This window comes from Croceicoccus mobilis (genome assembly GCF_001661965.1).
Classification (GTDB): Bacteria; Pseudomonadota; Alphaproteobacteria; order Sphingomonadales; family Sphingomonadaceae; genus Croceicoccus; species Croceicoccus mobilis.
Genome location: NZ_LYWZ01000017.1, coordinates 124,981 through 150,499 on the forward strand (window position 1 = coordinate 124,981; position 25,519 = coordinate 150,499).

The 25,519-nt window shown below is 60.3% G+C and carries 17 protein-coding genes and 4 pseudogenes; 10 read left to right on the forward strand and 11 right to left on the reverse strand.

From position 1 onward, the window contains the following. Positions 1-53 precede the first annotated feature (53 nt). Positions 54-1,460: an aromatic ring-hydroxylating oxygenase subunit alpha gene (locus tag A9D13_RS04855; RefSeq protein ID WP_172808106.1), complete on the forward strand. Its 1,407-nt coding sequence runs from the start codon at positions 54-56 to the stop codon at positions 1,458-1,460. Between the two features lie 144 nt (positions 1,461-1,604). Here A9D13_RS04855 and A9D13_RS20435 read toward each other — a convergent pair whose 3' ends face one another. Further along, positions 1,605-1,802: a hypothetical protein gene (locus A9D13_RS20435; RefSeq protein ID WP_156521925.1), complete on the reverse strand. Its 198-nt coding sequence runs from the start codon at positions 1,800-1,802 to the stop codon at positions 1,605-1,607. Between the two features lie 217 nt (positions 1,803-2,019). On the opposite strand from A9D13_RS20435, the gene A9D13_RS04865 reads away from it, so the two are divergent. The 4 genes and pseudogenes from A9D13_RS04865 to A9D13_RS04875 all read left to right on the forward strand — a co-directional run. Further along, complete coding sequence (locus tag A9D13_RS04865; protein ID WP_066771012.1) at positions 2,020-2,784, forward strand: IS6 family transposase; 765 nt, start codon at positions 2,020-2,022, stop codon at positions 2,782-2,784. Positions 2,785-2,838: 54 nt separating this feature from the next. Further along, a pseudogene (locus A9D13_RS21055) lies at positions 2,839-3,384 on the forward strand (proline dehydrogenase family protein); the annotation flags it as partial. 464 nt (positions 3,385-3,848) lie between these two features. Beyond that, a pseudogene (locus A9D13_RS20035) lies at positions 3,849-4,022 on the forward strand (transposase); the annotation flags it as partial. Next, positions 4,018-4,341: pseudogene (locus tag A9D13_RS04875) on the forward strand (2-oxo acid dehydrogenase subunit E2); the annotation flags it as partial. The pseudogenes A9D13_RS20035 and A9D13_RS04875, both read left to right, overlap by 5 nt. Here the strand turns inward: A9D13_RS04875 and A9D13_RS21060 are convergent. From A9D13_RS21060 to A9D13_RS04890, 4 genes and pseudogenes are all read right to left on the reverse strand, one after another. Then, positions 4,290-4,696, reverse strand: a pseudogene (locus A9D13_RS21060) (IS110 family transposase); the annotation flags it as partial. The pseudogenes A9D13_RS04875 and A9D13_RS21060 sit on opposite strands and share 52 nt — an antisense overlap. Positions 4,697-5,295: 599 nt before the next feature. Then, positions 5,296-7,674 (reverse strand): TonB-dependent receptor, encoded by a 2,379-nt coding sequence (locus tag A9D13_RS04880; RefSeq protein WP_229665555.1) that lies wholly within the window; start codon positions 7,672-7,674, stop codon positions 5,296-5,298. 84 nt (positions 7,675-7,758) lie between these two features. Beyond that, positions 7,759-9,060, reverse strand: coding sequence for a cytochrome P450 (locus A9D13_RS04885; RefSeq protein WP_066770941.1), 1,302 nt, complete (start codon positions 9,058-9,060; stop codon positions 7,759-7,761). 247 nt (positions 9,061-9,307) lie between these two features. Next, positions 9,308-10,039: a MerR family transcriptional regulator gene (locus tag A9D13_RS04890; protein ID WP_066770944.1), complete on the reverse strand. Its 732-nt coding sequence runs from the start codon at positions 10,037-10,039 to the stop codon at positions 9,308-9,310. A 208-nt stretch (positions 10,040-10,247) separates the two neighbouring features. Here A9D13_RS04890 and A9D13_RS04895 point away from each other — a divergent pair, with 208 nt between their 5' ends. From A9D13_RS04895 to A9D13_RS04905, 3 genes are all read left to right on the forward strand, one after another. Beyond that, on the forward strand, positions 10,248-10,976 hold the full coding sequence (locus A9D13_RS04895) for a FadR/GntR family transcriptional regulator (protein ID WP_066770947.1): 729 nt from the start codon (positions 10,248-10,250) through the stop codon (positions 10,974-10,976). A 110-nt stretch (positions 10,977-11,086) separates the two neighbouring features. Then, entirely contained in the window at positions 11,087-12,256 is a 1,170-nt protein-coding gene (locus A9D13_RS04900; protein ID WP_066770949.1) for a CaiB/BaiF CoA transferase family protein, read from the forward strand. A 58-nt stretch (positions 12,257-12,314) separates the two neighbouring features. Next, positions 12,315-13,532, forward strand: a complete 1,218-nt coding sequence (locus A9D13_RS04905) for a LysR family transcriptional regulator (protein WP_066770953.1) — start codon at positions 12,315-12,317, stop codon at positions 13,530-13,532. Positions 13,533-13,550: 18 nt separating this feature from the next. On the opposite strand, the gene A9D13_RS04910 is transcribed toward A9D13_RS04905, so the two are convergent. The 5 genes from A9D13_RS04910 to A9D13_RS04930 all read right to left on the reverse strand — a co-directional run bounded on the left by A9D13_RS04910 (position 13,551) and on the right by A9D13_RS04930 (position 20,521). Further along, a complete protein-coding gene (locus A9D13_RS04910; protein WP_066770957.1) occupies positions 13,551-15,032 on the reverse strand; it encodes an aldehyde dehydrogenase family protein in 1,482 nt (493 codons plus the stop codon). Beyond that, the gene (locus A9D13_RS04915; RefSeq protein WP_066770962.1) at positions 15,029-16,696 is read right to left on the reverse strand and encodes a GMC family oxidoreductase; all 1,668 of its coding nucleotides are present in this window, start codon (positions 16,694-16,696) and stop codon (positions 15,029-15,031) included. The genes A9D13_RS04910 and A9D13_RS04915 overlap by 4 nt, the downstream gene beginning before the upstream one ends. Continuing rightward, positions 16,693-18,042 carry an MFS transporter gene (locus A9D13_RS04920; RefSeq protein ID WP_229665554.1) on the reverse strand — a complete coding sequence of 450 codons (1,350 nt, stop codon included), beginning with the start codon at positions 18,040-18,042 and terminating at the stop codon, positions 16,693-16,695. The genes A9D13_RS04915 and A9D13_RS04920 overlap by 4 nt, the downstream gene beginning before the upstream one ends. Before the next feature lie 68 nt (positions 18,043-18,110). Further along, complete coding sequence (locus tag A9D13_RS04925) at positions 18,111-19,043, reverse strand: PDR/VanB family oxidoreductase (RefSeq protein ID WP_066771015.1); 933 nt, start codon at positions 19,041-19,043, stop codon at positions 18,111-18,113. A 164-nt stretch (positions 19,044-19,207) separates the two neighbouring features. Next, a complete protein-coding gene (locus A9D13_RS04930) occupies positions 19,208-20,521 on the reverse strand; it encodes a Rieske 2Fe-2S domain-containing protein (protein WP_066770963.1) in 1,314 nt (437 codons plus the stop codon). Between the two features lie 245 nt (positions 20,522-20,766). Here A9D13_RS04930 and A9D13_RS04935 point away from each other — a divergent pair, with 245 nt between their 5' ends. Next, entirely contained in the window at positions 20,767-23,052 is a 2,286-nt protein-coding gene (locus A9D13_RS04935; RefSeq protein WP_229665553.1) for a TonB-dependent receptor, read from the forward strand. Positions 23,053-23,073: 21 nt separating this feature from the next. Further along, complete coding sequence (locus A9D13_RS04940) at positions 23,074-23,850, forward strand: SDR family NAD(P)-dependent oxidoreductase (RefSeq protein ID WP_066770964.1); 777 nt, start codon at positions 23,074-23,076, stop codon at positions 23,848-23,850. 24 nt (positions 23,851-23,874) lie between these two features. Here the strand turns inward: A9D13_RS04940 and A9D13_RS04945 are convergent. After that, the coding region (locus tag A9D13_RS04945; protein ID WP_244884880.1) for an electron transfer flavoprotein-ubiquinone oxidoreductase at positions 23,875-25,519 on the reverse strand (1,645 nt) is incomplete at its 5' end.

Genomic DNA, 25,519 nt, shown 5'->3' on the forward strand with positions numbered 1-25,519 from the left:
CCCCTCCCCTCGCCTCTATTCCGCAAGATGGAAGGATGCAGGAGAGAAGGCAGATGACCGATATCATGGAAGCGCAGGCCGATTACCTCAAGGGTTTCGGAACCGAACTATCGCCCACATGGCGCGAATTGGCGGCGCAGGACACGCACCGGATCGAACCGTCGCTGGCGGACGAGAATTCGCCGTTCCTCGGCGACGATCCGATCCCGGCCAGCCGCTACACCTCGTACGACTACCACCGCGAGGAGGTGGAGAAGGTGTGGCTGAAAACCTGGCAGGTCGCCTGCCGCGAAGAGGAGATCCCCGAGGTCGGCGATCATTTCGTCTATCGCATTGCGGGCATGTCCTTCATCGTCGTGCGCACCGCGCCCGAGGAATTTCGCGCCTTCCGCAATCTGTGCATGCATCGCGGGCGCGAGCTGGTCGATTGCAGCGGCAAGGGCGCGAAATCGTTCCGCTGCGCCTATCACGCGTGGACATGGAACATCGACGGTTCGCTGCAGGGTTTCCCCGGCAAGTGGGACTTCCCCACCGTCGGCGAAGGCAGCCACGATCTGCGCACCGCCAGCGTGGCGCGCTGGAACGGGTTCGTCTTCATCAACCCGGATCGCAATGCCGCGCCATTGGCGCAGCATCTGGGCGGGATGGACCGCCATTTCGCCGACTGGCCGCTCGACCGGCGTTTTACCCTCTGGCACGTGCGCAAGACGATCCGCGCGAACTGGAAAGTGGCGATGGAGGCCTTCCTCGAAGGCTATCACCTCGCCATGACCCACCCGCAGGCACTGCCCTCGGTCAGCGAACATGGCACGCAATATGACATCTGGCAGGAAGGCGATGCCGCCTATAGCCGTTCGATGACCCCGACCGCCGTGCCCAGCCACCATGCCCGCGGCGGCAGCCGGGAAGAGGCGATCGCGGTACAATGGGCGCTGCTCAACGGTCTGCGCATGGACGATGCGCCCGAACTGCCCGAGAACATCCACGACCGGGCGACACTGGCGCAGTGGCGGCGCGACAATCTCTCGGCCCTGACCGGCGCGGATTATGCGGATCTGTCAGACGCCATGATGCTGGATTCGATCCAGTACTGGCTGTTCCCCAATTTCTGCCCGTGGCTGGGCGAAGGTTTGCCGCTGACCTATGTCTTCCGGCCCGACGCCGATATGCCCGACACATGCTATATGGATGCGTGGATGCTGGTCCGCATGCCCGACGACGCCCCTGCCCCATCCGCACCCGCGATCATCGAGCTGGGCCCCGACGATCCGTTCGAGCCGCATATCGGCGCCATGGGCGAAATCTTCGACCAGGACGATTTCAACATGCCCAAGGTGCAGATCGGCATGAAACAATGGCCCGACGACCTCGCCGGCGTAACGCTGGGCCGTTATCAGGAAAGCCGCATCCGTTTTCTGCACAAGGTGCTGGAGGAAAGGCTGGGCCACACCGCGCGCTGAGCCGTTCGGAGCCTGACGCTGCCGGTGGCGATATTTCCCCCGGGAAACATCGCCACCCCAGCATTTTCAGCACTTTTCCGCGCCTTCGCCATGCAGGCTGGATGGCGCCGGATCGTCGCCCCGACAGGCCGCCCTGCTCATATCTCACTCGCTTCCCGAAAGCCCGATCCCGACAACGACCTTATGGATACTTCCGGGGAAAGCCCCGTTGTCGGCATAATCGCCGGTAACCTTCAGCTCGTAATCCTGACCTATCGCAAACCCTTCGCCCTGTGCCGCCATGTTGATGTGCTGCGGGAAATCGGCCTGAGCCAGGGTCCTGTCGCCGGACAGGATTGTCACGCGATATGCGCGTGAACCGGCTGCGTAGCGCACGCGCCATGACAATCTCTGGTCTCCGGCGCCAATCGCCGTTTTCGCAGACAGCCGATATTTGTCGCCGGGTTGCTGCGAAAAGGCCTGCACGACCGTCGGCACACCATCCTTAAGGTAAAAGGGCTCTGTTGCAAACTCTGGCGCATTCGAAGATTGGGCTGCTGGATTGGCAGGATCGGTTGCGATGAACGATTTCAAGGGGCGGCACTTCACCGGAGAGGTCATCCTATGGGCGGTGCGCTGGTATTGTCGATACGGCATCAGCTATCGTGATCTCGCGGAAATGCTGGCCGAACGTGGGATCGATGTGGATCATACGACTATCTATCTTTGGGTGCAGCGCTACGCGCCAGAGATGGAGAAACGACTCCGCTGGTTCTGGCGGCGTGGTTTTGATCCGAGCTGGCGCCTCGATGAGACTTACATCAAGGTGCGGGGCAAATGGACCTACCTGTATCGGGCGGTCGACAAGCGGGGCGACACGATTGATTTCTACTTGTCACCGACCCGCAGCGCCAAGGCTGCGAAGTGCTTTCTGGGCAAAGCCCTTCGCGGTCTGAAGGACTGGGAAAAGCCGACGAAACTCAACACCGACAAGGCACCAAGCTACGGCGCCGCAATCGCTGAGTTGAAACGAGAAGGAAAGCTCGCGGCGGCAACCGAACACCGGCAGGTGAAATACCTGAACAATGTGATCGAGGCTGATCATGGCAAGCTCAAGATATTGATCAAGCCCGTCCGTGGTTTCAAATCGATGGCCACAGCCTACGCCACGATCAAAGGCTTCGAGGTCATGCGCGCCCTACGCAAAGGACAGGCCCGACCGTGGTGCCTGCAACCAGGGATCATGGGCGAGGTGCGTCTTGTTGAGAGAGCTTTCGGCATTGGACCGTCAGCGCTGACCGACACCATGGAACTACTCTACCAACACTTGGCCGCGGCCGCCTGATTGCCATGAAGCGGCGGATCTCACTCGCTCGCGGACGATCTTTGCAACAGAGCCTCCTATCTTGCCTGTGCCCGCAAATTACTGGCGGCACCCGATGCGATCTACCCGCAGTTTGCCACCCATAATGCCCAGACGCTGGCGACGATCTATCATATGGCCGGACCTGACAGCTATGAGGCTGGGCAGTATGAATTCCAGTGTCTCCATGGGATGGGCGAGCCGCTTTACGCCCAGGTCGTGGGAAAACAGGGTCTCAACCGGCGGTGTCGAATCTATGCGCCGGTTGGTACCCACGAAACGCTCCTCGCATAACTGGTGCGCCGCCTTTTGGAAAACGGCGCCAATTCGTCATTCGTAAATCAAATTGCCGATCCCTGCATCCATGCCTTAAAGCTGGTCGACGACCCGGTCGAGCAGGTGCTGGCCATGACGCGGCCGGGCATGCGGCATGATCTGATTGCACTGCCGGGCTCTATCTATCCCGACCGCCGCAACTCGGCCGGTCTCGATCTTTCAGACGAAGCGGTTCTGGCAGAATTGGGCCATTCGCTTGAGGAGACGGCCAAGAAGCACTGGTTGGCCGGCAAGCCAGAGCATGGCGCTCTGCTTGCGGTCAACGACACTCTGGCACATGGATTTTTCCATCTCCCTGCCCAAACGATAGTGCACGGGATAGAAGAAGGTCAGGATGCGCACGGCAAAGTCACCGGCAAACCGTTGTCGGGCGTCAGATTTGTGATGCTCATAGCCGGTAATTCAGCGCGCAAGCACGCAAGGTCAAGCCGCGACTTGCCCTGTCAGTCAGACCGATGGTCCGTCCCTTGCCGAGCAGCCGCAGCCTTCAAGCGCCGCAGTCTAAGGCTGATCGGGCTCGGTGTCTGCCACAGGCGCAGTCAGTTGCTGGACGGCCTGCGCAAGCGCGCGCTTGAGTTCGTCTCGCCGTTCGATCGCATCGCGGCTGATGGTAAGGCCGAAGGGGTTTGCAGCGGTCCAGGCCGAGGCCATGGCAATGATAAGGGTCAGCAGGAAATCCGGCGGATTTTGCTTTGGAGCGAGACAAGTCTGTGAAACGAAAGCGGCTTTCTACAGAGCAGATTTTGTCGATGCAGAAGCAGGCGGAGTTGGGCCCGCCGGTGTCCGATTTGATCCGCCAAGTCGGGATTTCCAAGCAGACATTCTACAGGTGGAAGCGGCAGTATGGGGGGCTAGAGTCAGACCAAGTCCGCGAGTTGAAGCAAGAAAATGGCGGCATCCAAACGCCACATCCCGCACTTCAGCTCCATCGAGGAAGTCGATGTCACCAAGCTTGAGGAGATGCCAAGCGATCGCAACGCTGCGCGCGGCAACAAACCGAAACTGACCATCCTGTCCATGCTGATCACCGCGATTTGCAAGATCCTGCCCAATCATCCTATGCTCAACGCGCCCTTCGACGATGAAGCAGGCATCGTTTCGCGGTTCCGAAGCATGCCCATCGGGATCGCGACAAAGACTGATGCCGGTCTGATGCTCCCCGTCCTCCGTGACGCGCAAAGTAAGAACCTGTGGCAACTCGCAGCTGCCTGCTGCTCCTCGCTCTTGACCGCAACGAAGCGCATGTTCGGGCGCTGTGCAGCCTCGCAAATCGCTTCGGCATCGGCGGCATCGTTCTTCTGGCGCTTTACAAACGGCTTCACATAGGAAGGCGGGATCAACCGGATCTCGTGACCGAGCGCCGTAAACTCGCGTGCCCAGTGATGCGCTCCGCCACATGTCTCTATTGCGATCAGGCAACGCGGCTGCTGCGCCATGAAATCCTGCCACTTGCCTCGGCTCAACCGCGGCTGAAAACCTGCTTGCCGCTCCCGTCCACACCGTGCGCGTGAAACACGCTCTTAGCGATATCCAGACCGATTGTGGTAACTTCCGACACGGACGCCTCCTTCAGTGATGTTCAACACTTCCACTTTGGCACATCGATGCCGTCGGGGGGCGTCCTCCCATCAGCTTTTGGGCTGAAAAGTGTGAGTAGCGGACGTTAGAATAGGTTACTCCGAGGGTCAGTCCACTCGTATCGCTTACCGAGAATTCATCAACGCCTCATGGCTTTTCATGCGGCGCACCGGCTTCGATGATCAGCTCACCCACGGCGTCGGCGGCTAGACCTGCAAAAGCGTTCCAGCGGGATCACGGCCCATGGCGACCAACGGGATCAATAGTACAACCGCTCCTATGGGAACCGCGATGGCGCCAAAAACGCTTTTCGACCACCACCGCCATTTACGAGTTAACCGCTTAACGAGCCGGTTGCCAGCGTCCGTCATCGTGCGAAAAGCTTAATAGCTGAAACTCGCCGGTTGCGGACCGTCAGATTGTAGGAACTGACGTAATCGAATAAAATACTGGAATGGCCTTCCTCCATAGTCGGCCTTTCGCCGACCGTAAAAACTTTCACGCGGCCCCCTTGCGCCATCCACCCAGATGGAACCGCGGCAATCCAGCATGAATTGCCGCGGTTCCGGGGAGAGCTCGTCAGAAGCTTGCCGAGACGGTCACGCCATACGTACGCGGACGTCCCGCATAACGTACCGTCGTGTCGGTGATCCGCGTGGCATTGTTCCAGTAATATTCGTTCGTCAGATTGCGAACGAATGCGCCGATCTTGTATTTTTCGGCAAGCTTCAGGCCAGCACGCAAATCGATCAGCACGTAATCGTCGATCGTCAGCCCCCCCCGGCTTGTCAGATCATCGGACGGCGTCGCGCGGGCATCGCCCAGCACGGCCTTTGAATCGCTTTGAAAGCTGAGATTCGCGCCGATATAGGGCGAGATGCTGTCGCTTGCCGCCCACTCGTACTGGCCATCCATGAGGACCTGGTACTTGGGCGTATAGGGGAAGCTCGACCCGGCAAAATCGACCTGATTTCCGTAAGGATCGTAATTGACGAAGCTGCCCTTGATCTTGGTATCGAGATAAGTGGCGCCGATGCTGAAGCGCAGGCCATCGGTGGGTGCCAGATCCAGTTGCAGTTCGGCACCCTTCACCTCGGACTTGGGCACGTTGACCAGTGCCTCGAGCGGGCCGAAGATATCCGGGTTGGCGACCACGCGGCCCTTGAACTGCTTGTCGGCATAATCATAGTAGAACACCGCCGCGTTGATCTGGGCCGTACGATCCAGAACCGTCAGCTTCGTTCCGATTTCATAGGCCGTTACAGATTCCTGCGTGACCGGGCTGAACTGGTTGGCATCGCTGGCCGACAGCAGCGGAAAGCTACCCGATTTGAAGCCGCGGCTGACGCTGGCATAGACGAGCGCGTCGGGCGAAGGCTTGAGGTCGATGCCCGCGCGCCACGAGACGTTGTCCTCATCCAGCTTGTCGGTCACTTCGACAGCAGTAAGCGTTGAGGAATCGATCGTCACGCAGGCGTCGTCGGCGATCGTGATCGGGTCCAGCCCCGCGCCCGAGCGGATGAAGTTCAGCAAGTTCTCGATCCCCTGCCCCAGAGCGTCGCCGCGATCGGCGGTGCAGCCTGCGAAATCGATGTCGGTATCGGTATAGCGAATGCCGCCGTGCAAGGTGACCAGATCGCCGATGTCGTAATCGACGTTCGCAAAGATCGCCTTGTTCACGAATTTCTGACGGGCATACTGGCTATAGACGAAGAACGGGCCGCCCAGTCCTGCATCGACAAAATTATAGGCCGATGTCGACTGGTCGTAAGGCCCGGCGTCGTCCTGCTGATAGGTCTTTTCGCGGGCGTAATTTCCGCCGATGATCCATGTCAGATTGCCCATCTCGCCCTGCAGACGCAGTTCCTGCGAAAAGGCGCTGATGTCACCGGTGGTGTTGTAGAAATAGTCGCGAAGCGCCACGCCATCGGGATCGATGGCGGTGTCATGCGAATATTCCGACCAGCTGGTGATCGAGGTCAGCGTCACGGCGCTGGAAAGATCGAGATCGCCGCGCAGAGCCGCCTGATAGAACCAGTTGTCGCGCTTGGGCGCCTGCGTATCGGTCCAGTCGGCGTCGCGGTTGTTTTCAGGCGCGACAGGATAGGTAGCGAGATCGCCGAGCCGCGCCGGATTACCCAGCGGCACCACGCCGATCAGCTGCGCGGCCTGCCCGTCACTCTTATCGATGAAACCGTTGAGGTTCAGCTCGAAACGCAGCGCATCGCTCGGCTCAAAATCCACCAGCATGCGCGCGGACGTAAAGCGTTGATCGCCCAGTTCATCATCGCGTGTATAGCTGCGCTGCCATGCCCCGCCCTGGACGGTCTGCGCCGCGATGCGCGCCTTGATCGTATCGCTCAGCGGGCCGCTGACATGGCCGCCCACCGTGACTTCGCCAAAGTTCTGAACCGTGGCAGAAAGACCGCCTTCAAGATAATCCGTCGGCTTGGCCGCGATATAGTTGATCGCGCCGCCGGTGGCATTCGAACCAAACAGAGTGCCCTGCGGGCCCTTCAAAACCTCGACCCGTTCAAGATCGAGCGTGGCACCGCGCGTCATGATGGAAAACGGGATCGGGACTTGGTCCTGGTAGACGCTGACCGTGGGTTTTGCCGCAAGGCTGGTATCGTAAAATCCCACGCCGCGCAGCGTGTAGACCGGCGTTGCATAGGCGCTTTCGGTATAAGTGAAGCCTGGCACGACCTTCACCAGATCGGCAACATCGGTGATGCCCTGATCCGCCAGCTGGTCGCCCGATGCGGCGGTGATCGAGAGTGGTACGTCGTTCAACGATTCCGACCGTTTCTGGGCCGTGACGATGATTTCTTGCAGTCCTTGTGACGGCTGAGCGGACTGTGGCTCGGCTTCATCCGATGGCTGCATGTCCTGCGCGAAGGCATTGCCCGCAATCGCCAGTGTCGATGCCGAAACGGCAAGTATGATTGCTGTCTTCATTATCCCTCTCCTGTTCATTCAGGGCTGGCCGTCTTCGGAACCATATCCCTGTCTCAATTGCTTATTTTTCAGGATTTCTTGCGCTTAGGCCTTGCGGAAGCGGACCGGCAGGCTCTTGTAACCGCCAACAAAATTGGCCTCGACCAGCTTGGGCGGGCCAGCCAGCTCGATCGATGCGATATGCGGCATCAGTTCTTCGAAGAGGATGCGCATTTCCAGTTTCGCCAGATGCTGGCCAAGGCACATGTGCGGGCCAAATCCGAAAGCGATGTGCTTGTTGGGGCTGCGCGTGATGTCAAAACGGTCCGGATCGTCGAACACCGCCTCATCACGATTGCCCGATGGGTAACACATCATCAGTCGGTCCATCGAACGGATCAGCTGTCCGCCGACCTCCACATCCTGCGTCGCGTTGCGCATGAAATGCTTCACGGGACTGGTCCAGCGGATCGCCTCGTCGACAAGACCAGGGATCATTGCGGGATCGGCCTTCACCTTCTCGAAATTCTCAGGGAACTCGATCATGCCGTGCATGCCCCCCGTGACGGATGAAGAGGTGGTGTCATGCCCCGCAGTCGCGATGGCGACGAAATAGCCATTGGCTTCGTCACGCCCGATGGGGGCGCCATTGATCCGCGAATTGGCGATCAGAGTCAGAAGGTCGTCCTGCGGCTCGGCCCGGCGCTTTTCGGCCAGCGCGTCGAAATACTGGAAGAAATCCTCAAGCGCTGCGGCCCACATCTTGGCGGCGGCGACGGGATCGTCCTTCATCTCGTCACGCTGCTCTTCAGGGTCGTGGCCGCCAAAGAACTCCTGCGTCAGCTTCAGCATCTTGGGTTCATCTTCGGGCGGCACGCCGAAAAGCGTCATGATCACGCGCAGCGGGTAATGCAGCGCGAAATCACGCACGAAATCGCATTCACCGTCAAAGCTGAGGAAGTGCTCGACAGACTGCTTGGCCAGAACGCGAATCTGGTCTTCGAGCTTTCCAATCTTGCCCGGCAGGAACCAGTTGGCCGTCAGCATGCGATATTGCTGGTGAACCGGCGGGTCCATATAGGTCAGCGACGCCAGGCCGCTGACCGACCCGCCCGTCATTTCACGGGTAAAATCGTCCGAAGCGCGGTCGTTCAGCACCGGGTTGAAATCGGCGTTGTGAAAGAGCTTAGCGTTCTTCTCGACCTCGCGGATGTCGGCATGGCGGGTTACGATCCACATGGGATCGAACCCTTCGACCTCGGCCACGCCCAGCGGCATGTTTTCGCGCAGCCATTTGAATGCGTCATAGATCACGGCATCATCGGCATAGGACCTCGCCGCAATGACGGTCTCTGCGATGTGCTGAGGGATAATGGGACGCGAAGTCGCCCGTGTTGCCGAAGCCATCTCTTTCTCCCCTATCGCGGCTGTCTCGCCGCTCACTGCGTATGAGATATACGTAGATGGTCGGAACAGGAACGGTCAATATCTGAAATGGTAGAACCGATGCTGAGGATCAGCCGACGTTCGCGCGTTCACCGCGGAAACGGCGGAGATTGGCCGATACTCGATCTGAAATTCGAATTCTCGCATGCAAATTGAATAGCGTGCGCGCTTATGCAACGGGCCAGAGACGGCCTTGAGGATCAAACTTTCACTTCGGTAAGCGGCCCAAGGTCGGCTCTTCGATCTCGCGCTCATGCTGGATCGCCTCGACATGACGGAAAAAAGCACGGCGCCGCATCAGGCCAAAAAAATTAAGCATGAGAGGAAATGCGACCTCGACCATCCGGGCCGCCTCATTCACGTCGATGCGTCCTTCGACATGGTCCAGAAAGGTCTTGGCTTCCCATCGCCCGACGAATTCTGAAGCATCGATATAGTGGCCCAGAACCTCGGGAGAATAGTCGAGCGTCTCGTTAAAGCCCGCCTTGCGCATTTCGCCCCAGATGCTGACCAGTTGCGCCGATGTCACGCTCAACGCCTCGCCATGCGCGGTATCGGTGATGTCGATAATGCCGATCTCGCAAAGCGTTCGGGCATCTTCGATTGCCTTAGGATATTGCCCAACAAGGGTCTTGAGAAGAACGGGGGTCTGATCCGAATTGGCCCGGTGCGACACCAGTGTCTCAAGATCGTCAAACGCACTTTCGTTGATCCGCTTTTCCGTCATGCTCCCCGTGACCAAAGTCTTGATCTGGGCTAGCGTCAGACGGTTTTCACGCTGGAGCCGGCGTACCGCGCGGATCGCCTCGACATGTTGATCGCCGTAATCGGCAACGGTTCGGCCGCTACGTTCGGGTTGGGGAACAAGACCTTCGCGTAAGTAAACCCGGATTGTTTCCCGGTTCACGCCAGTCACTTTTTCCAGTTCCTTCATCTTCATGGACCAAGGCTACAGCATGTGATGCGTGGCTGTGCAAGATACCCGTGCGCCCGCCCGCAGTTCGGTTTGCGCAAGATCAATGTAAATCGATGCGGTCTGGGCAAACTGGCCGTTGGCAAGAGGTCGGACCATTGAGCCAACCCCTTGTCACCACGCGACACGAGCAATACCGATAGCACGAAAACCAGGACGACAGGCAAACATCATCATGGCAAAACCTGCACGAAGCGAGGGTAACTCAGGCTTCAGACCCATCAAGACGCAGCGCGCATTCGAAGCGGTGTGCGACCAAGTTCGTCAGATGGTCGCCGATGGCACGTTGAAAGCAGGCGACAAGCTGCCCGCCGAACGCGAGCTGGCGGTGCGTTTCCAGATCAGCCGCAACGCCGTACGCGAGGCGCTACGCAGTCTGGAAATGTCGGGCATCATCCGCAACGAAAAGGGCGTGAAGGGCGGCGCCTTCATTCAGGCGGCGGAAAATGAACATGTCGCGCAGGCGATGCAGGACTTCGTCCATCTCGGCAAAGTCTCGCTCGATGAATTGACCGAAGCGCGTCTCAGCATTCAAGCCACTGTCGTTCGCCTTGCGTGCGAACGCGGGACCGACGCCCAATTCGATCGCTTGGCCGCCATCGTGGATCAGACCCGCATCGAGACCGATGTCGAGGCACGCTATCACTGCGCGGTTGAGTTCTATCAGGTGCTGGCCGAAGCGACGGGGAACCGCATCTATGCGTTGTTCGTCGGGGCCTTGTCATCGATCCTGCAGGCTTTCGTGGCCGGGCCGAATTACAAGACGTTGCAGGAAACCTTGATCGATTCGCGCCACCGCCTTGTCACGGCCCTGCGAGAGAGGGATTGCGGTGCAGCCGTCGCGGAAATGACGGCGCACCTCGACCGGATACACCAACACATGCAGGAAAACGCGGCGCGCTAGCGTCTGGCGCTTTTTGCGCTGATGACGGTACCCACTTGCATTTTACCGCCCGATTTTTATAGGTAGGACCATTATACCTTTAAGAGACGGAGAGCGGTGTGGACGATCGGATGGCAGGCGCCCTTGATGGGATCAGGGTGCTGGATTTCACGGCAGTGATGGCAGGTCCGTTCGCCACGCGCATGCTGGCCGATCTTGGCGCCGAGGTCATCAAGGTGGAGACGATGAAAGGCGGCGATCAGGTCCGCGCCCGTCCGCCGCTGCGCGATGGCAAGAGCCGCTATTTCGCACAGCTCAACGCCGGCAAGCGCAGTCTTGCCTGCGACCTGAAGAACCCTGCCATGCAGGACACCATTCGCAAGCTGGCAAGCCAATGTGATATCGTGGTCGAAAATTTCCGCCCCGGCGTGATGGCGCGCTTCGGCCTTGATTACGAAACGCTGGCCAAGATCAATCCGCGTCTGATTTATTGCTCAATCTCCGGCTATGGCCAGCATGGGCCCAAGGCGCATTCGCCTGCCTATGCTCCGGTCATCCATGCCAGCAGTGGTTTCGACCTGACCAATCTTGAATATCAGGACAATGCGGACAAGCCGGCGACCAGCGGCATTTTCATCGCCGACGTTCTGGGCGGCGCCCATGCATTTGGCGCGATCCAGACCGCGCTCTTCCAACGCGAACGGACCGGCAAGGGCCAATATATCGATGTATCCATGCTGGAAGCGATGGTCGGCATGCTGGTTTATGAAACGCAGACCGCGCAGCAACCTCTGGATCAGCGCCGCCCGCTTTACAAACCTTTGCGCACCGCCGACGGCTTCATCATGGTCGCCCCCACCAGCCCCGCCAATTTCCTGAGTCTGGTAAAGGCAATGGGGCGCGAGGAATTGGCCGACGATCCGCGCTTTGCCACCAATGCCGATCGCAATCGCAACTGGGATGCGCTGCTGGCCGAAGCCGAGAACTGGACCGTGAAGCACAGTTCGGAACAGGCCGAAGCGCAGCTATCGGCAAAAGGCGTGCCCTGCGCGGTCTATCGCAACGTCACCGAGGTGATGGAGGACGAGCAACTGGCAGCACGCCAGGCCTTTACCACGCTGGACGACGGTGCCGGCCGGTTCAAAGTGACCAACCCTCCTTTCAAAATGTCCGCTTCGGCCGCCCATGCCCGCGATCACATGCCCGCGCTGGGCGAGGATGGCGGCGCCATCTTTCACGACATATTGGATTTACGGGACGACGAGATCGAGACCTATCGCTCTCAAGGTATGATGCTATAAGTTCTATCGAGAGGCACATCGGAACAATCAGGTGCCGGAACGAGAGCGGGTTGAGGAAATGACCGAAGTTTTCGAGATCAACATCCGGCACCTGCGCGGGCTGTTGGCCATCCACGAACACGGCAGCATCACCGCAGCAGGATCGCTGGTAAATCTATCCCAACCGGCCCTGACACAAGGGATTGCCAAGCTTGAACGCCAGTTCGGCTATACGTTGTTCGAAAGGCGTTCTGGCGGCATGATCCCCACCGCGATGGGCCGCATCGTGATCGAACGGACAGAGGCCGCACTGAAACATTTGGCCGATAGTGCCCAAGGCCTGACCAATGTGTTTAACAATCCCGAACGGCTCATGACGATGACGCAGCTGCGCGCCTTTCTGGCGCTTGCGAATGCCGGTAGCTTTGCCGAAGCAGCGCGCAGCATTGCCATATCGCAAACGGCTGTCCATCGCGCGGTGGGCGATCTGGAACTGGTCATCGGCACCGATCTGGTCGAACGACGCGGACGGGCAGTGTGGCTGAATGCAGCAGGCAAAAAGCTTGCGCGCGGGTCGCGGCTTGCCGTTGCCGAAATTCAGGCGGCGCTGGTCGATCTCGCGCTCGACAGCGACAGCCGCAGCGAAATGATCTCCTTCGGCGCGCTGCCGCTCGCTCGCCCCTATATCGTGCCGCGCGCCATGGCCGATATCGCCAAGGAAGTGCCAAAGGCGTCGTTCAAGGTACTAGAAGGCAGCTGGAGCGAGCTTGTGGAGCCGCTGCGCGATGGTGCCATCGACATGATCGTGGGTGCACTTCGCCCGCACGAGATCGCCGATCTTTATCAGCGTCCGCTTCTGGAGGACCTTCTGGTCGTCGCCGCCGGCAGCCAGCACCCGCTGGCGTCGGTGGAAAGGCCGACTATGGACCAGCTGCGGTCCTATCCATGGATCGTGGCACCCGCCGACGCACCGCTCAGGGCACATTGGGAACGGTTCTTTGCCGAAGGACCAAGGCCCGAAACCCAGATCGAATGTGGATCGGTGATGATCATCGGTCGCCTGCTGACATATTCGAACCTGCTGACGCTATTGTCGCCCGATCAGGTCGCGCTGCAGATCCGCAGCGGGCTTTTGACACAGATCGGCAGGCCGCTGGAAGGCAGCCGCCGCATGGTGGGGATCACCACGCGGCGCAGTTGGCGCCCCACCGCCACCCAACGCCTGTTCTTCGAAAAGCTGGAAGAGGCCGCGCGCGAGCGTATCTCTAACCCCGATCTGACGGGCACGTGGATCTGATCCACGCGCCCCTCAGGATCAGTCGAGGTTGATCCAGACCGCCTTCGTTTCCAGATATTCCTCGATATGGTGCGGGCCGGATTCGCGCCCAAACCCGCTCATCTTATAGCCGCCAAACGGCACGCCGGGATCAAGCATCTGGTAGCAGTTGACCCAGACCGAACCGGCCTTGATGCCGCGCGCCATTTTATGCGCGGTGGCAAGATCGCGCGTCCACACCCCGCTGCCAAGGCCGAAAGACGTTGCATTTGCGCGCGCGAGTACCTCATCCACGCTTTCGAAGGAGAATGCGGAAAGGACAGGGCCGAAAATCTCCTCGCGAGCGATGGTCATGCCGTCGGTCACATTGCCGAAAATTGTCGGCTCGACGAAAAAGCCATCGTCATATCCCGCACCTGCCTTGCGCGCGCCGCCCAGCAGAGGTCTTGCGCCCTCGCCCTGCGCACCGTCGATGAAGGACAGGATGCGATCCATCTGCGCTTTCGACACGACCGGACCGATCTGCGTATCAGGATCAAGCGGATCGCCCACGTTGATCGTGCGGCTATGTTCGACCAGTCGCTCCATGAATTCATCGTGGATCGATGACTGCACGAACAGGCGCGTGCCCGCGCTGCAGATCTGCCCTGCATTGGCGAACACCGCATTGGCCGCGGCCGGCACCGCCTTGTCGAGATCGGCATCGGCAAAGACGATATTGGGCGATTTGCCGCCCAGCTCCACCGTCACCCGCTTCATCGTGGGGGCGGCAGCCTCGATGATCTTCTGGCCCACGCCGGTCGAACCGGTGAACGCGATCTTGTCGACGTCGGGATGCGCGGAAAGCGCCGCGCCCGCATCACCAAGGCCGGTCACCACATTGATGACGCCATCGGGCACGCCCGCTTCAAGGCAAAGCTCGGCAAAGCGCAACGCAGACAGCGGCGTCTGTTCGGCAGGCTTCATCACCAGCGTACAACCGGTGGCGAGTACAGGGCCGGACTTCCATACCGACATGCCGATGGGGCCGTTCCACGGGTTGATCGCGGCAACCACGCCAATCGGTTCTTTCAGCGTATGGCTCAGAACATCCCCCGGCGCGGAATTGGCCAGCGTTTCGCCCGAGATCAGCGTGGCCTGCCCCGCATAATAGCGCAGCAGCGCCCCTGCTCTTACCTTGCCCAACCGCGTGCGCGACAAGGGCGCGCCAAGGTCAAGCGTGTCGAGCATGGCAAGCTCGTCCCAGTTCTCCTCGACCAGATCGGCAAGGCGCAGCATGATCGCCTGCCTTTCGGCGGGCTTCATCCGGCTCCACGGCCCGCTCAACGCCTCTCGCGCAACCTTGACCGCGCGGTCGACATCTTCTGCCCCGCCATGCGCAACATTGGCGAGCAGTTCGCCCGTGGCGGGATTGCGCGTTTCGAAACGCTGGCCGGACACGGCAGGCACGCGCTTGCCGCCAATCAACATGTCCTGGTCGCGATCGGTAATGACCGAGGTAATAGGCGTGTTTGCGTTCATGACTGAAGCTCCGTTTCTGCAACCCGGGCCGGTTCGGCCGCTTGCGAACTATGAGTTTTGCGCTCTTCCAGAATGAAATCGGCGGCGCGCTGGGCGATCATCATCGTGGGCGCGCTGGTATTGCCGCTGATGATTGAGGGCATGACCGAGGCGTCGACCACGCGCAGGCCATCGATCCCGTGCACCCGCAGCCGATCATCGACGACGGCAAGCGGGTCGCTGGCAGGCCCCATCTTGCAGGTGCCGGTGGGGTGATAGGCGGTATTGACGATCTTGCGCAGCGCCTTGTCGAGCTCTTGGTCGCTGACATGCTCGGCACCGGGCTCGATCTCCTTGCCGCGCATGGCGGCCAGCGCAGGTTGCGCAAAGATGCGCCGCGCTTCGCGGAAACCGGCGATAAGGGTCGCCATGTCGCGCGGATCGTCAAAGAAATTGGGCTCGATTATGGGCTTGTCCTCTGCCCTGTTGCTGGCCAGCCGCACGCGACCTTCGCTATTGGGGCGAAGCAGCTGGATCAGCGCCATGAAGCCATGATTGCTGGGCACAACGCGGGCATTGCCTTTCAACCCGACCAGAAAGGTCAACTGTATATCAGGCCTGCCGCTGCCGTCTGTGCAGACAAAGCCGCCGCACTCTGCCACGTTGGATGCAAACATGCCTTCGCGCTTCAGCGCGTATTTAAACGGCGCCAAAGCATTGCGGAGCAATGCCGAACGCGAATTGGCATAGGATTCCCCTGTGGGATTTTCGACCGAGATGTGGACCGTAGGATGGTCCTGCAGATGTGCGCCGACCCCGGGAAGATGGTGGACCGGATCAACGCCAACCTTGGAAAGCGCGTCCCTGTCGCCAATGCCGGACAGCATCAGCAGTTGCGGCGAATTAGTCGCACCAGCGCAGACCAGCACTTCATTCCTGGCCGTCATGATCTCGCGCTTGCCTGCACGCTCGATCTCGACCCCGGTGGCGCGGCCATCGTCTGTGATGATGCGCCGCACTAGCGTTTCATCAAACACGCTGAGGTTCGATCGCCCAAGCGCAGGATGCAGGAAAGCGCGGGCCGCCGAAAGCCGCGTGCCGCGCCGCTGGTTCAGATCATAGCGCCCAAAGCCATCCTTGCGCTCGGCCGCGAAATCCTCGTTGTGGTAATGCCCCGCCTCTACTGCGGCGTCGATGATCGCGGTGGTGATCGGGTTGAAAGATGCCGGTTTCTCGACATCCAGTTCCGCACCCTTGCCGTGCCATGACTTGTCAGGGCCGTGGTAGTTTTCGAGCCGCTTGAAAACGGGAAGTACATCGTCCCAGCCCCAGCCGGGATTGCCTGCCTGCACCCAGCTTGCGTAATCTTCTTCCTGTCCGCGAATATAGACGCCGCCATTGATCGCGCTGCATCCACCGAAAAGCTTGCCGCGCGGAAAGCCGATGACGCGCCCGTCGATCGCATCGCCGCCGGTCAACTGCTGCTGCCAGTTGTAACGCGCATGCGGGATTAGGAAGATATTGCCGACCGGCATGATCGTCTTGATGTTGACCGGCCATTTGCGATCGGACGGCCCCGCCTCGATCAGGGCCACCGATACGGCGGGATCTGCAGACAGGCGGTTGGCCAACACGCTGCCACCAGGACCTGAACCGATGACAATATAATCGAAACTGTGCGTCACGCAGGTCTCTCCTGGTTGCGGTCAAGCCGCGGAATATGGCTTTGCACGATTAGAAACCCGATCGCATTGACCAGCATCAGCACGGCCAGCGCGCCGAAGAACATCTGTGCGCCGCCGCCGATAAGCCATGCGCCGGCCAATGCGCTGACAATGGCGCCTGCACGCCCGGACAGTCCCATGGTGCCAAGCCCGCGCGCCCTGACGCCGGTGGGAAACGCGTGGGCGCCCACGGCGAACATGGCCGATTGCGCGGCGCTGGCGAACAGGCCCATAGCGACCAGCAGGCCCAGCATGGCGTTCTCGTTGCCACCTGCGCCCATCGGCAAGATCGCCAGCGCGGTGCAAACCAGCGTGCCGACAAGCGCCATGGTGACAAGTGTAATGCGCGAACCCAGCTTGATGATGGCGAAGGATGCCAGCATCGCGCCGATCACCCCGCCCATGTTGAAACTGGTCAAGCCAAGACTGGCCAGTTTCAGGTCATAGCCGCTGGTCGTCAGCATAGTGGGGGCCCAGTTGAACATCAGGTAGATCATGAACATGCCCGAAAACATCGCCAGCGCGAGTGCGAGCGTATCGCGCAGATGCGCCGCGCCAAACAGCGCGGAAAACGGCATTTTTTCAACCTCTCCGCCCGCGCCCTCCGCCTTTAGCGAAGCGGGATCGGGATGGCCGATGCGCGTCATCACCTTTTCGAATTCGACCCGGCGCTTACCGCTGTCCAGCAGATATTGCGGGGATTCCGGCAGGACGAGTAGAAGATAGAGAACGAAGGCTATGGTGATCGCGCCACCCAGATAGAAGAGCCATCGCCAGCCGAGCGAAGGCAGGATCGCCGCCGCCGCAAGACCGCCCAGCACGCCGCCAATCGATACGCAGACGACGCCGAAAGTCACCGCCTGGCTACGCCAGCGCGCAGGCGTGAATTCCGCGATCATGGCCGACGCCGTACCGGGTACGCCGCCAAGCCCTGCGCCAGCCAGGAACTTGAGCACTGCGACCTGCCACAGCGCGGTAGAAAATCCGGTCAGCAAGGTGGCAATGCCGAATAGTGACACGCCGATCAGCAATGCCCCTCGCCTGCCGACAAGATCGCCGATCACGCCCGAGACCAGCGTGCCGATCGCCATGCCCACAAAGCCCAGAGCAAAGACCATGCCCAGCGTATCCCGGCTTATGTCCCATTCGGCAATCAGCGATGGCGCGGCAAGGCCCAGCATCTGGTTGTCGAGCCCGTCGAGCACGACGGTCGCCGCGATCATCAGCACCGACCATATCTGGTAATAGGACAGCGGCAGGGCATCGAGAAAACCGCCCTGCTGATTGCTGCTCAGCGAAACTGCCAAAATCCTCTCTCCTGCGTTGGAACCGGCCGGCCGCTTTGCGGCTCTATCAAACCGGGATCGATGCTCTGTTAGATGTCGAGCACCAATTTCGATGAGCACGAGCCGGAGCAGCAGACCATCACCGAAGTGTTTGCCGCCTTCTCTTCGTCGGTCAGGAAGTGGTCGCGGTGATCGGGCACGCCGTCCAGCACCTTGACCTGACAGGTGCCGCACACGCCTTCCGAACAGGCAAAGCCGATATCGACACCCGCCGTCAGCAGCGCATCGAGCATGGTCTCGCCTTCGGCCACGGTAATGGTCTTGCCGCTGCGCGTCAGTTCAAGCGCATAGCCGCCATCGGTCGCGATTTCGGTCTCGGCCGAGAAATATTCGATATGGACGTTCTCGGAAGGACGCCCCTTGTTAAGCGCGACGAAGGCATCCAGCATCCCGCCCGGACCGCAGCAATACAGATGGGCATCGCCGGGCGCGCTTTCGCTCAGCCCTGCAAGGTCGAGCTTTGCCCCGCCCTCGATCCCGTCGAACACGATCTTCGCATTGGGAAAAGCGGCAATCCGGTCGACATAGGCGGCACGCTCGGGCGTGGCGGCCACGTAATGCAGCTCCCAGCTTTTTCCCAGATCCTCAAGCCGCGCGATCATCGGCAGCATCGGGGTAACGCCGATGCCGCCCGCGATCAGCACAGTATGCGCGGCATCTTCGTGCATCGGGAAATTGTTCTTCGGCGCCGAGATCTCGACGATTTCGCCCACGCGCCACACCTCGTGAATGTGGCGCGATCCACCGCGGCTGTCGATCGCATGGTGGACCGCGATCTCGTAATAGCGGCGTTCTTTCGGATCGTTGACCAGCGAGTAGCTGCGGGTCAGACCCGGCTTGAGCTGGACATCGACATGCGCGCCCGGTTCGAATGCGGGCATGTCCTGCCCGTCGAGCGTGGTCAGGAAGTAGGAGTTGATCCCGTCCGCTTCCCATTCGATCTTCTTGATTCTGGCTTTCATGGTACTTCCTTGCCCATACGCAGGCGTGTCGTCGATCTCGGGGGTCTCGACCTCGCCCGCGTATTGCATGTCCTCTACATCTCGCATCGTTCTCTCCCGAAACGACGGACCTTCACCGGCCCCGAAATTTGCTGACCGGAAACTGGAGCCGAAGCCGTGGGGCCTTATTCGGCCGCCTCGACCTCCTTGCCCCAGCGCGTTGCCTTGGACAGCGCGGTTTCATAGGCACCGGCAAGGCTGTCATCGGGGTTATGCAGGAAGGAACCGGCTCTCGCATTGTAGAACACTTCCGGTTCCTGCGCGCCGGGTGCGGGCGCCTTGCCTTCGGCCACGGCGCGCGCGGCCATCAAAACCCGGCGACGGACACGCGCGATCATCTGGTCGGTTGGGGCCAGGTTCTCGAAACTGTGGTCGGTGATCGGCCCCATGCTCTCGGTCACGGCCTGATCCTGCATGGTGATGTTCGGAATGCCGGTGAACTGGGTGCCGTTGCGCTGGGAATCGCGGTCGATCGCCCAATCGTTCGTTTCGCTGTCGGTCGAGCGCCAGCGGCCGTACCAGTCGGTGGTGTTGGGCGCATAGCTGATCACGTCGAACAGCGGCGTGCCGTCCTTCAGCGTCGAGGTATAGGCAGGGTTGCCCGCATCACTGCCGCAGGTGATGTCGAACAGCATCGAGTGTTCATCGTCGATCGGAACCCAAGCGCGGGCGATGGCGCGGGTGGCAAAGCGATTATTGGGTGTCTGCGTCCAGAACGGGAACATGTAATGCGCCACGCGCCATGACATCTGCCCGTCGTCGTTCGGACGATAGCCGCCATACATCACGCCCCAGTCGGACTGCGCGACTTCATAATCCGGCGCGCGGTTGAGGACGGTCGGACGCATCGGGTGATCCTCGTCCAGATCCTCGGCCTTCAAGGAACCGACGTGGAGGAAGCCGACATGGCTGGTGTCGATGTCGCCTTCCAGCGCCTGGAGCCAGTTGCAGTCGCGCTGCAGGCACCAGATCTCGGCATCGGGATGCATCGCAGCCTCGATCTGCGGGTGCGGCGGAGGATTGTCCTGATCGGCACCCATGTACACCCAGATCAGTCCATTCGCCTCATAGGTCTTGTAGGCCTTGGCGTGGACGCGTTCCTTGAAGTCCATGCGGGCGGGAACCGACGGCATGTCAACGCACTTGCCATTAACGTCGAATTTCCAGCCGTGATAGACGCAGCGAATGCCGCTTTCCTCGTTACGGCCGATGAAGAGCGAGGCGCAGCGGTGCGGGCAGCGGTGATCCATGATGCCGACGCGGCCTTCGCTGTCACGGAAGGCGATCAGCTTTTCGCACATGATCATCAAGCGAACCGGATCGCCATCGGCTACCAGTTCCGATGAAAGGCACGCCGGCACCCAGTACTGGCGCATGAAAGCGCCCATGACGGTGCCCGGGCCCACGCGGGTCAGGTCTTCGCTGTCCTTGGTCTGCATTTGATCCTCACAGTTTCTGGTTTTGTCATAATCCTGGACCGACCCCCTGTCGGCCCCGCCTGCACCCGGCTGTCCGGACGGCATTTCGATTTCCGAGCTAAATGTTCTGCCGCCACAGCCCCAATCGGAATATGGTTGTACCATTCGAAAATAGGGACGATGCTATTGCTATTATTTCTCTTCATCGCTCTTTCTGCGCTCCAGAACACAATCGTTCAATCGGCTTCAGGGAGAGAAGACCAGAAATGAAGAACTATATTCAGACACTTACGTCATGCCTTGCCATCGCGGCCTGCTTTGCCACGCCCGCATTCGCACAGGACGCACCAACCACGGCATCATCGGATTCGGTAGGTGATGAGGACTCCGATCAGATGACTGAGGGGCCTGTCCGCCGGGACGACACGCAGGAAATCATCGTGACCGCTCAACGCCGCGAATCGACTGTGCGCGACGTTCCCTTCTCGATCGCTGCGTTCGGCGGCGCGGACCTTGCCGAACAGCAGGTCTTCAGCCCGACCGCGCTCACCACCGAGCTTCCCGGCATCACCGTCAACACGTCTGACAAGTCGCTTTCGATCCTTTCGATCCGCGGCAATGTGTCGACCTTTCGCACCGCGACACTCGACACGCCCGTCGCCTATTTCCAGGATGACATCTATTACGTGTTCAACAACGACCTGAACGCGAACTTCTATGACGTTAACCGTGTCGAGGTGCTGCGCGGGCCGCAGGGCACTCTGTTCGGCCGCAACGTCGTGGGTGGCGCCATCGCGGTCGTGACGAACAACCCCGAATTCGGCGACGAGTATTCGTTGCAGGTCACCGGCGGCAATGGCGGCTATTTCCGCACCGAAGGCGTCGTCAACGGCACCGTCGTGGAAGACAAGCTCGCCGCCCGCTTCGCATTCTCGACCGAGCGCTCCGACGGTTTGATCAAGACCCCCAACCAGCCCGGCAATTACGGCGAGACCGATGGCTATGCCATTCGCGGCAAACTGCTGTTCACCCCGACAGACACGCTCGAGATCGTTCTGGCTGGGGATTATTCCTATACCAAGGGCAATGCCGGTTCGATCCAGCTGGGCATTGGCGGCGATCAGGTTGTGCCCGATACCTTCGGCGATTTCACCAATGACGAGTGGACGAACAACGACTACGCCCCCTCACCATACAGGCAGCGCCTGCGGGGCGGTTACCTGCGCGGTGATCTTGACCTGATGGGCGGTACGCTGACCGCGATCACCGGCTATCGCATGAATGACAGCCACGCGATCAACGACGACATTCCCGTCGGAACGGTCGTGCCCGTTTTCGACCGTCGGCAGGACGTAAAGAATCGCAGCTTCACGCAGGAACTGCGTTATGCGTCCGCACCCAATCGCCTGTCCTATGTGGTGGGCGTCTATTACCTCAACGCCGATGTCTCGACGACGAACATCTTCTATTACAGCCCGCTGCCAGAAAGCGTGTTCGACGGACGCATCCGCACCAACCCGGATGTCTCGAACATCACCCGCGTTCAGGACGGCAAGGTCAAGTCCTATGCAATCTTCGGAGAACTGACCTTCGAAGTAACCGACCGGATCTCGGTCGTTGCCGGTGGCCGTTACACGAAAGACAAGAAGTCGATCGACTACCGCGCCTTTTCGACCACCGATCCTGATGGCATCCCCGGCCTTGGCTTTCCGGGCGACGTCGAAGCCTCGGGCGGTGAAAGCTGGGACGCGTTCACCCCGCGCTTCACCGTCAAGTACGAGCCGATGGATGGCGTAAACCTGTATGCAACCTATGCCAAGGGCTTCAAATCGGGCGGCTTTGTCGACAACGCCTATCTGAACCCGACCATCCCGCTCGATCCAGAAAAGGCCCGCAACTACGAAATCGGCGCCAAGACCCGGCTGTTCGGCAATATGCTCGACCTTAATGTCGCGCTGTTCGACCAGAAAACGAAGGACTTGCAGAACTTCTCGGGCGCAGGCGGCGTGGCGCACACGTTTAACGGCACGCTGAAGATGCAGGGCATGGAACTTGAATCGAAGCTGCGTCCGGTGCCGGGTCTTCAGTTCACTTTCAATTACACCTACCTCGATGGCGAATATACCTCGCTGTACGACCCGCTGGTCGATGTCGACTATTCGGGCAATCCCGCGAAATATGCGCCTAAGCACTCGTTCCTGGCGCGCGCCAAATATGATGCCTATCTGCCCAATGGCGCGATCCTCACGCCGCAGGTGGAATTCAACTATTCCTCGCGCATCTCGACCGACGACGCGAACAACCTCTCGACCTGGCAGAACCTCTATAATGACACGCGCGGGCGCACGCTCAACGCGCGTCTCAACTACGAGAGTGCCGACGGTCACTGGAATCTGGGCCTGTGGGGCAAGAATCTCACCAACAATTACCAGATCATGCATGCCGACGACATTACGGCCTTCCTCGTCGTGCCGACGGGGCAGACCCGGTACTGGAAAATCTTCACTAACACCCCGCGCACCTATGGCCTGACGCTGGGCTACAAGTACTAAGTCAAGGAACTGGAGCGCGACATGACCCTTACCGAAATCCCCCGGCCCGGCTCCTTCTCTTTCGAAGGGCGGACTGCAATGGTTACCGGCGGCGCCAAGGGCGTTGGCGAGGCCATCTGCCGCGAAATACACGCGGGGGGAGGAAATGTTGCGATCTGCGATATCGACCTGGCGGCGGCTTCGGCCGTCGCCGGGTCCCTCGACCCTTCGGGCGAGAGCGTTATGGTGGTCTCGCTCGACGTACGCAGCAAGGATGATTTCATCGCCGGACGCGATGCCGTCATCGCCAAATGGAGCAAGGTCGATATTCTGGTGAACAATGCCGGCTTTGCAAAGCGCACACCGGTTGACGACATCACGCCAGAGGAATTCGACGAGATCGTCGCCATCAACATGCGCAGCGTTTTTCTGGGCTGCCAGGTCTTCAAGGATCACATGGCGGAAAACGGCTATGGCCGGATCGTCAATATCACCTCATTGGCAGGGCAAAACGGCGGCACGGTTGCTTCGCCGCATTATGCCTCATCCAAGGCCGGCGCGATCATGCTGACGAAATATTTCGCGCAATTGCTGGCCGACAAGGGGATCACGGTGAATGCGATTTCCCCCGGCCCCATCGCCACGGCGAAGGCTCGTTTGTCGGACGAACAGATCGCCATGGTGGAAGGCAAGGTCCCGATCGGTCGCTTCATGGAGGTCAGCGAGATTGCCGCAGCGACGGCCCTGCTGGCATCAGACCGCGGCGGCTTTTTCGTCGGGGCAACGCTGGACATGAACGGCGGACTTTACGTCCGCTGACTACGTCCAGCGAGTGCCGCCCGCTCACATATTGGGATAATTGGGCCCGCCGCCGCCTTCGGGCGTGACCCAGTTGATGTTCTGCGTCGGATCCTTGATGTCGCAGGTCTTGCAGTGGACGCAGTTCTGCGCGTTGATCACGAATTTGGGCTCTGCGCCCTCTTCGTCGAGACCGGTATATTCATACACCCCCGCCGGGCAGTAACGCGCCGCAGGCCCGGCATAGACCGGCAGGTTGATCTTCAGCGGAACATCCGGGTCCTTGAGCTGAAGGTGGCAGGGCTGATCTTCCTCATGATTGGTGTTCGACAGGAACACGCTGGAAAGACGGTCGAAGCTGATCACGCCATCGGGCTTGGGATACTGGATCGGCTTGAACAGATCGGCGCGCATCGTCTGATCGCAGTCGCGGTGGTGCTTCATGGTGATCGGCAGGCCGATCTTCAGCGTGCGCATCCACATGTCCGCGCCCGCGATCACCGTGCCCAGCGCGCCGCCGAACTTGGCGACGGCGGGTTCGGCGTTCTTCACTTTCTTCAGTTCATCCGCGATCCAGCTCGAACGCAATGTCGTCTCGTAATCGACGACCTCGTCGCCCGCGCGCTGGGCGCCGATGGCCTCGGCCACGGCTTCGGCCGCGAGCATGCCCGATTTCATCGCGGTATGGCTGCCCTTGATGCGGGGCACATTGACGAAGCCCGCGCTGCATCCGATCAGCGCGCCGCCGGGGAAGGTGAGTTTCGGCACCGATTGCCAGCCGCCTTCGTTAATGACGCGCGCGCCATAGGAAACGCGCTTCCCGCCTTCGAGGATCGAGCGGATTTCAGGATGCTGCTTCCAGCGCTGGAATTCCTCGAACGGGAACAGATACGGGTTGGCGTAATCCAGCGCGACCACGAAGCCCAAGGCCACCTGCCCGTTGGCCTGGTGATAGAGGAAGCCGCCGCCCCACGCATCGTTTTCGCTAAGCGGCCAGCCCTGTGTGTGGAGAACGCGGCCCGGCACGTGCTTGGCGGGATCGATGTCCCACAATTCCTTCATGCCAAGGCCATAGACCTGCGGTTCGCAATTCGCCTCAAGGTCGAACTTCGCCTTCAGCTGCTTGGTCAGCGACCCGCGCGCGCCTTCGGCAAACAGCGTGTATTTGCCGTGCAGTTCCATGCCGGGCTGGTAATCGGCCTTGTGGCTGCCATCGGCGGCCACGCCCATGTCGCCGGTCGCCACGCCCTTGACCGAACCGTCATCGTTATAAAGCACCTCGGCCGCCGGGAAGCCGGGGAAGATTTCCACGCCCAACCCCTCGGCCTTTTCCGCGAGCCAGCGGCACAGGCTGCCCAGCGAACCGGTGTAATTGCCATCGTTCGACATGAAGGGCGGCATCGCCAGATGCGGCATCGCGAACTTGCCCTTGGCCGACAGCGTCCAGTGCCAGTTATCCGTCACCGGGGTCTCGGCCATCGGGCAATCGTCATCGCGCCAGTCGGGCAGCAGTTCGTCCAGCGCCTTGGGATCGACCACCGCGCCCGACAGGATATGCGCGCCGATCTCCGAACCCTTCTCAAGCACGCAGACCTCAAGATCCGCATTCACCTGCTTCAACCGGATCGCGGCGCCCAATCCCGCAACGCCGCCACCGACGATGACGACATCATAAGGCATGGATTCGCGT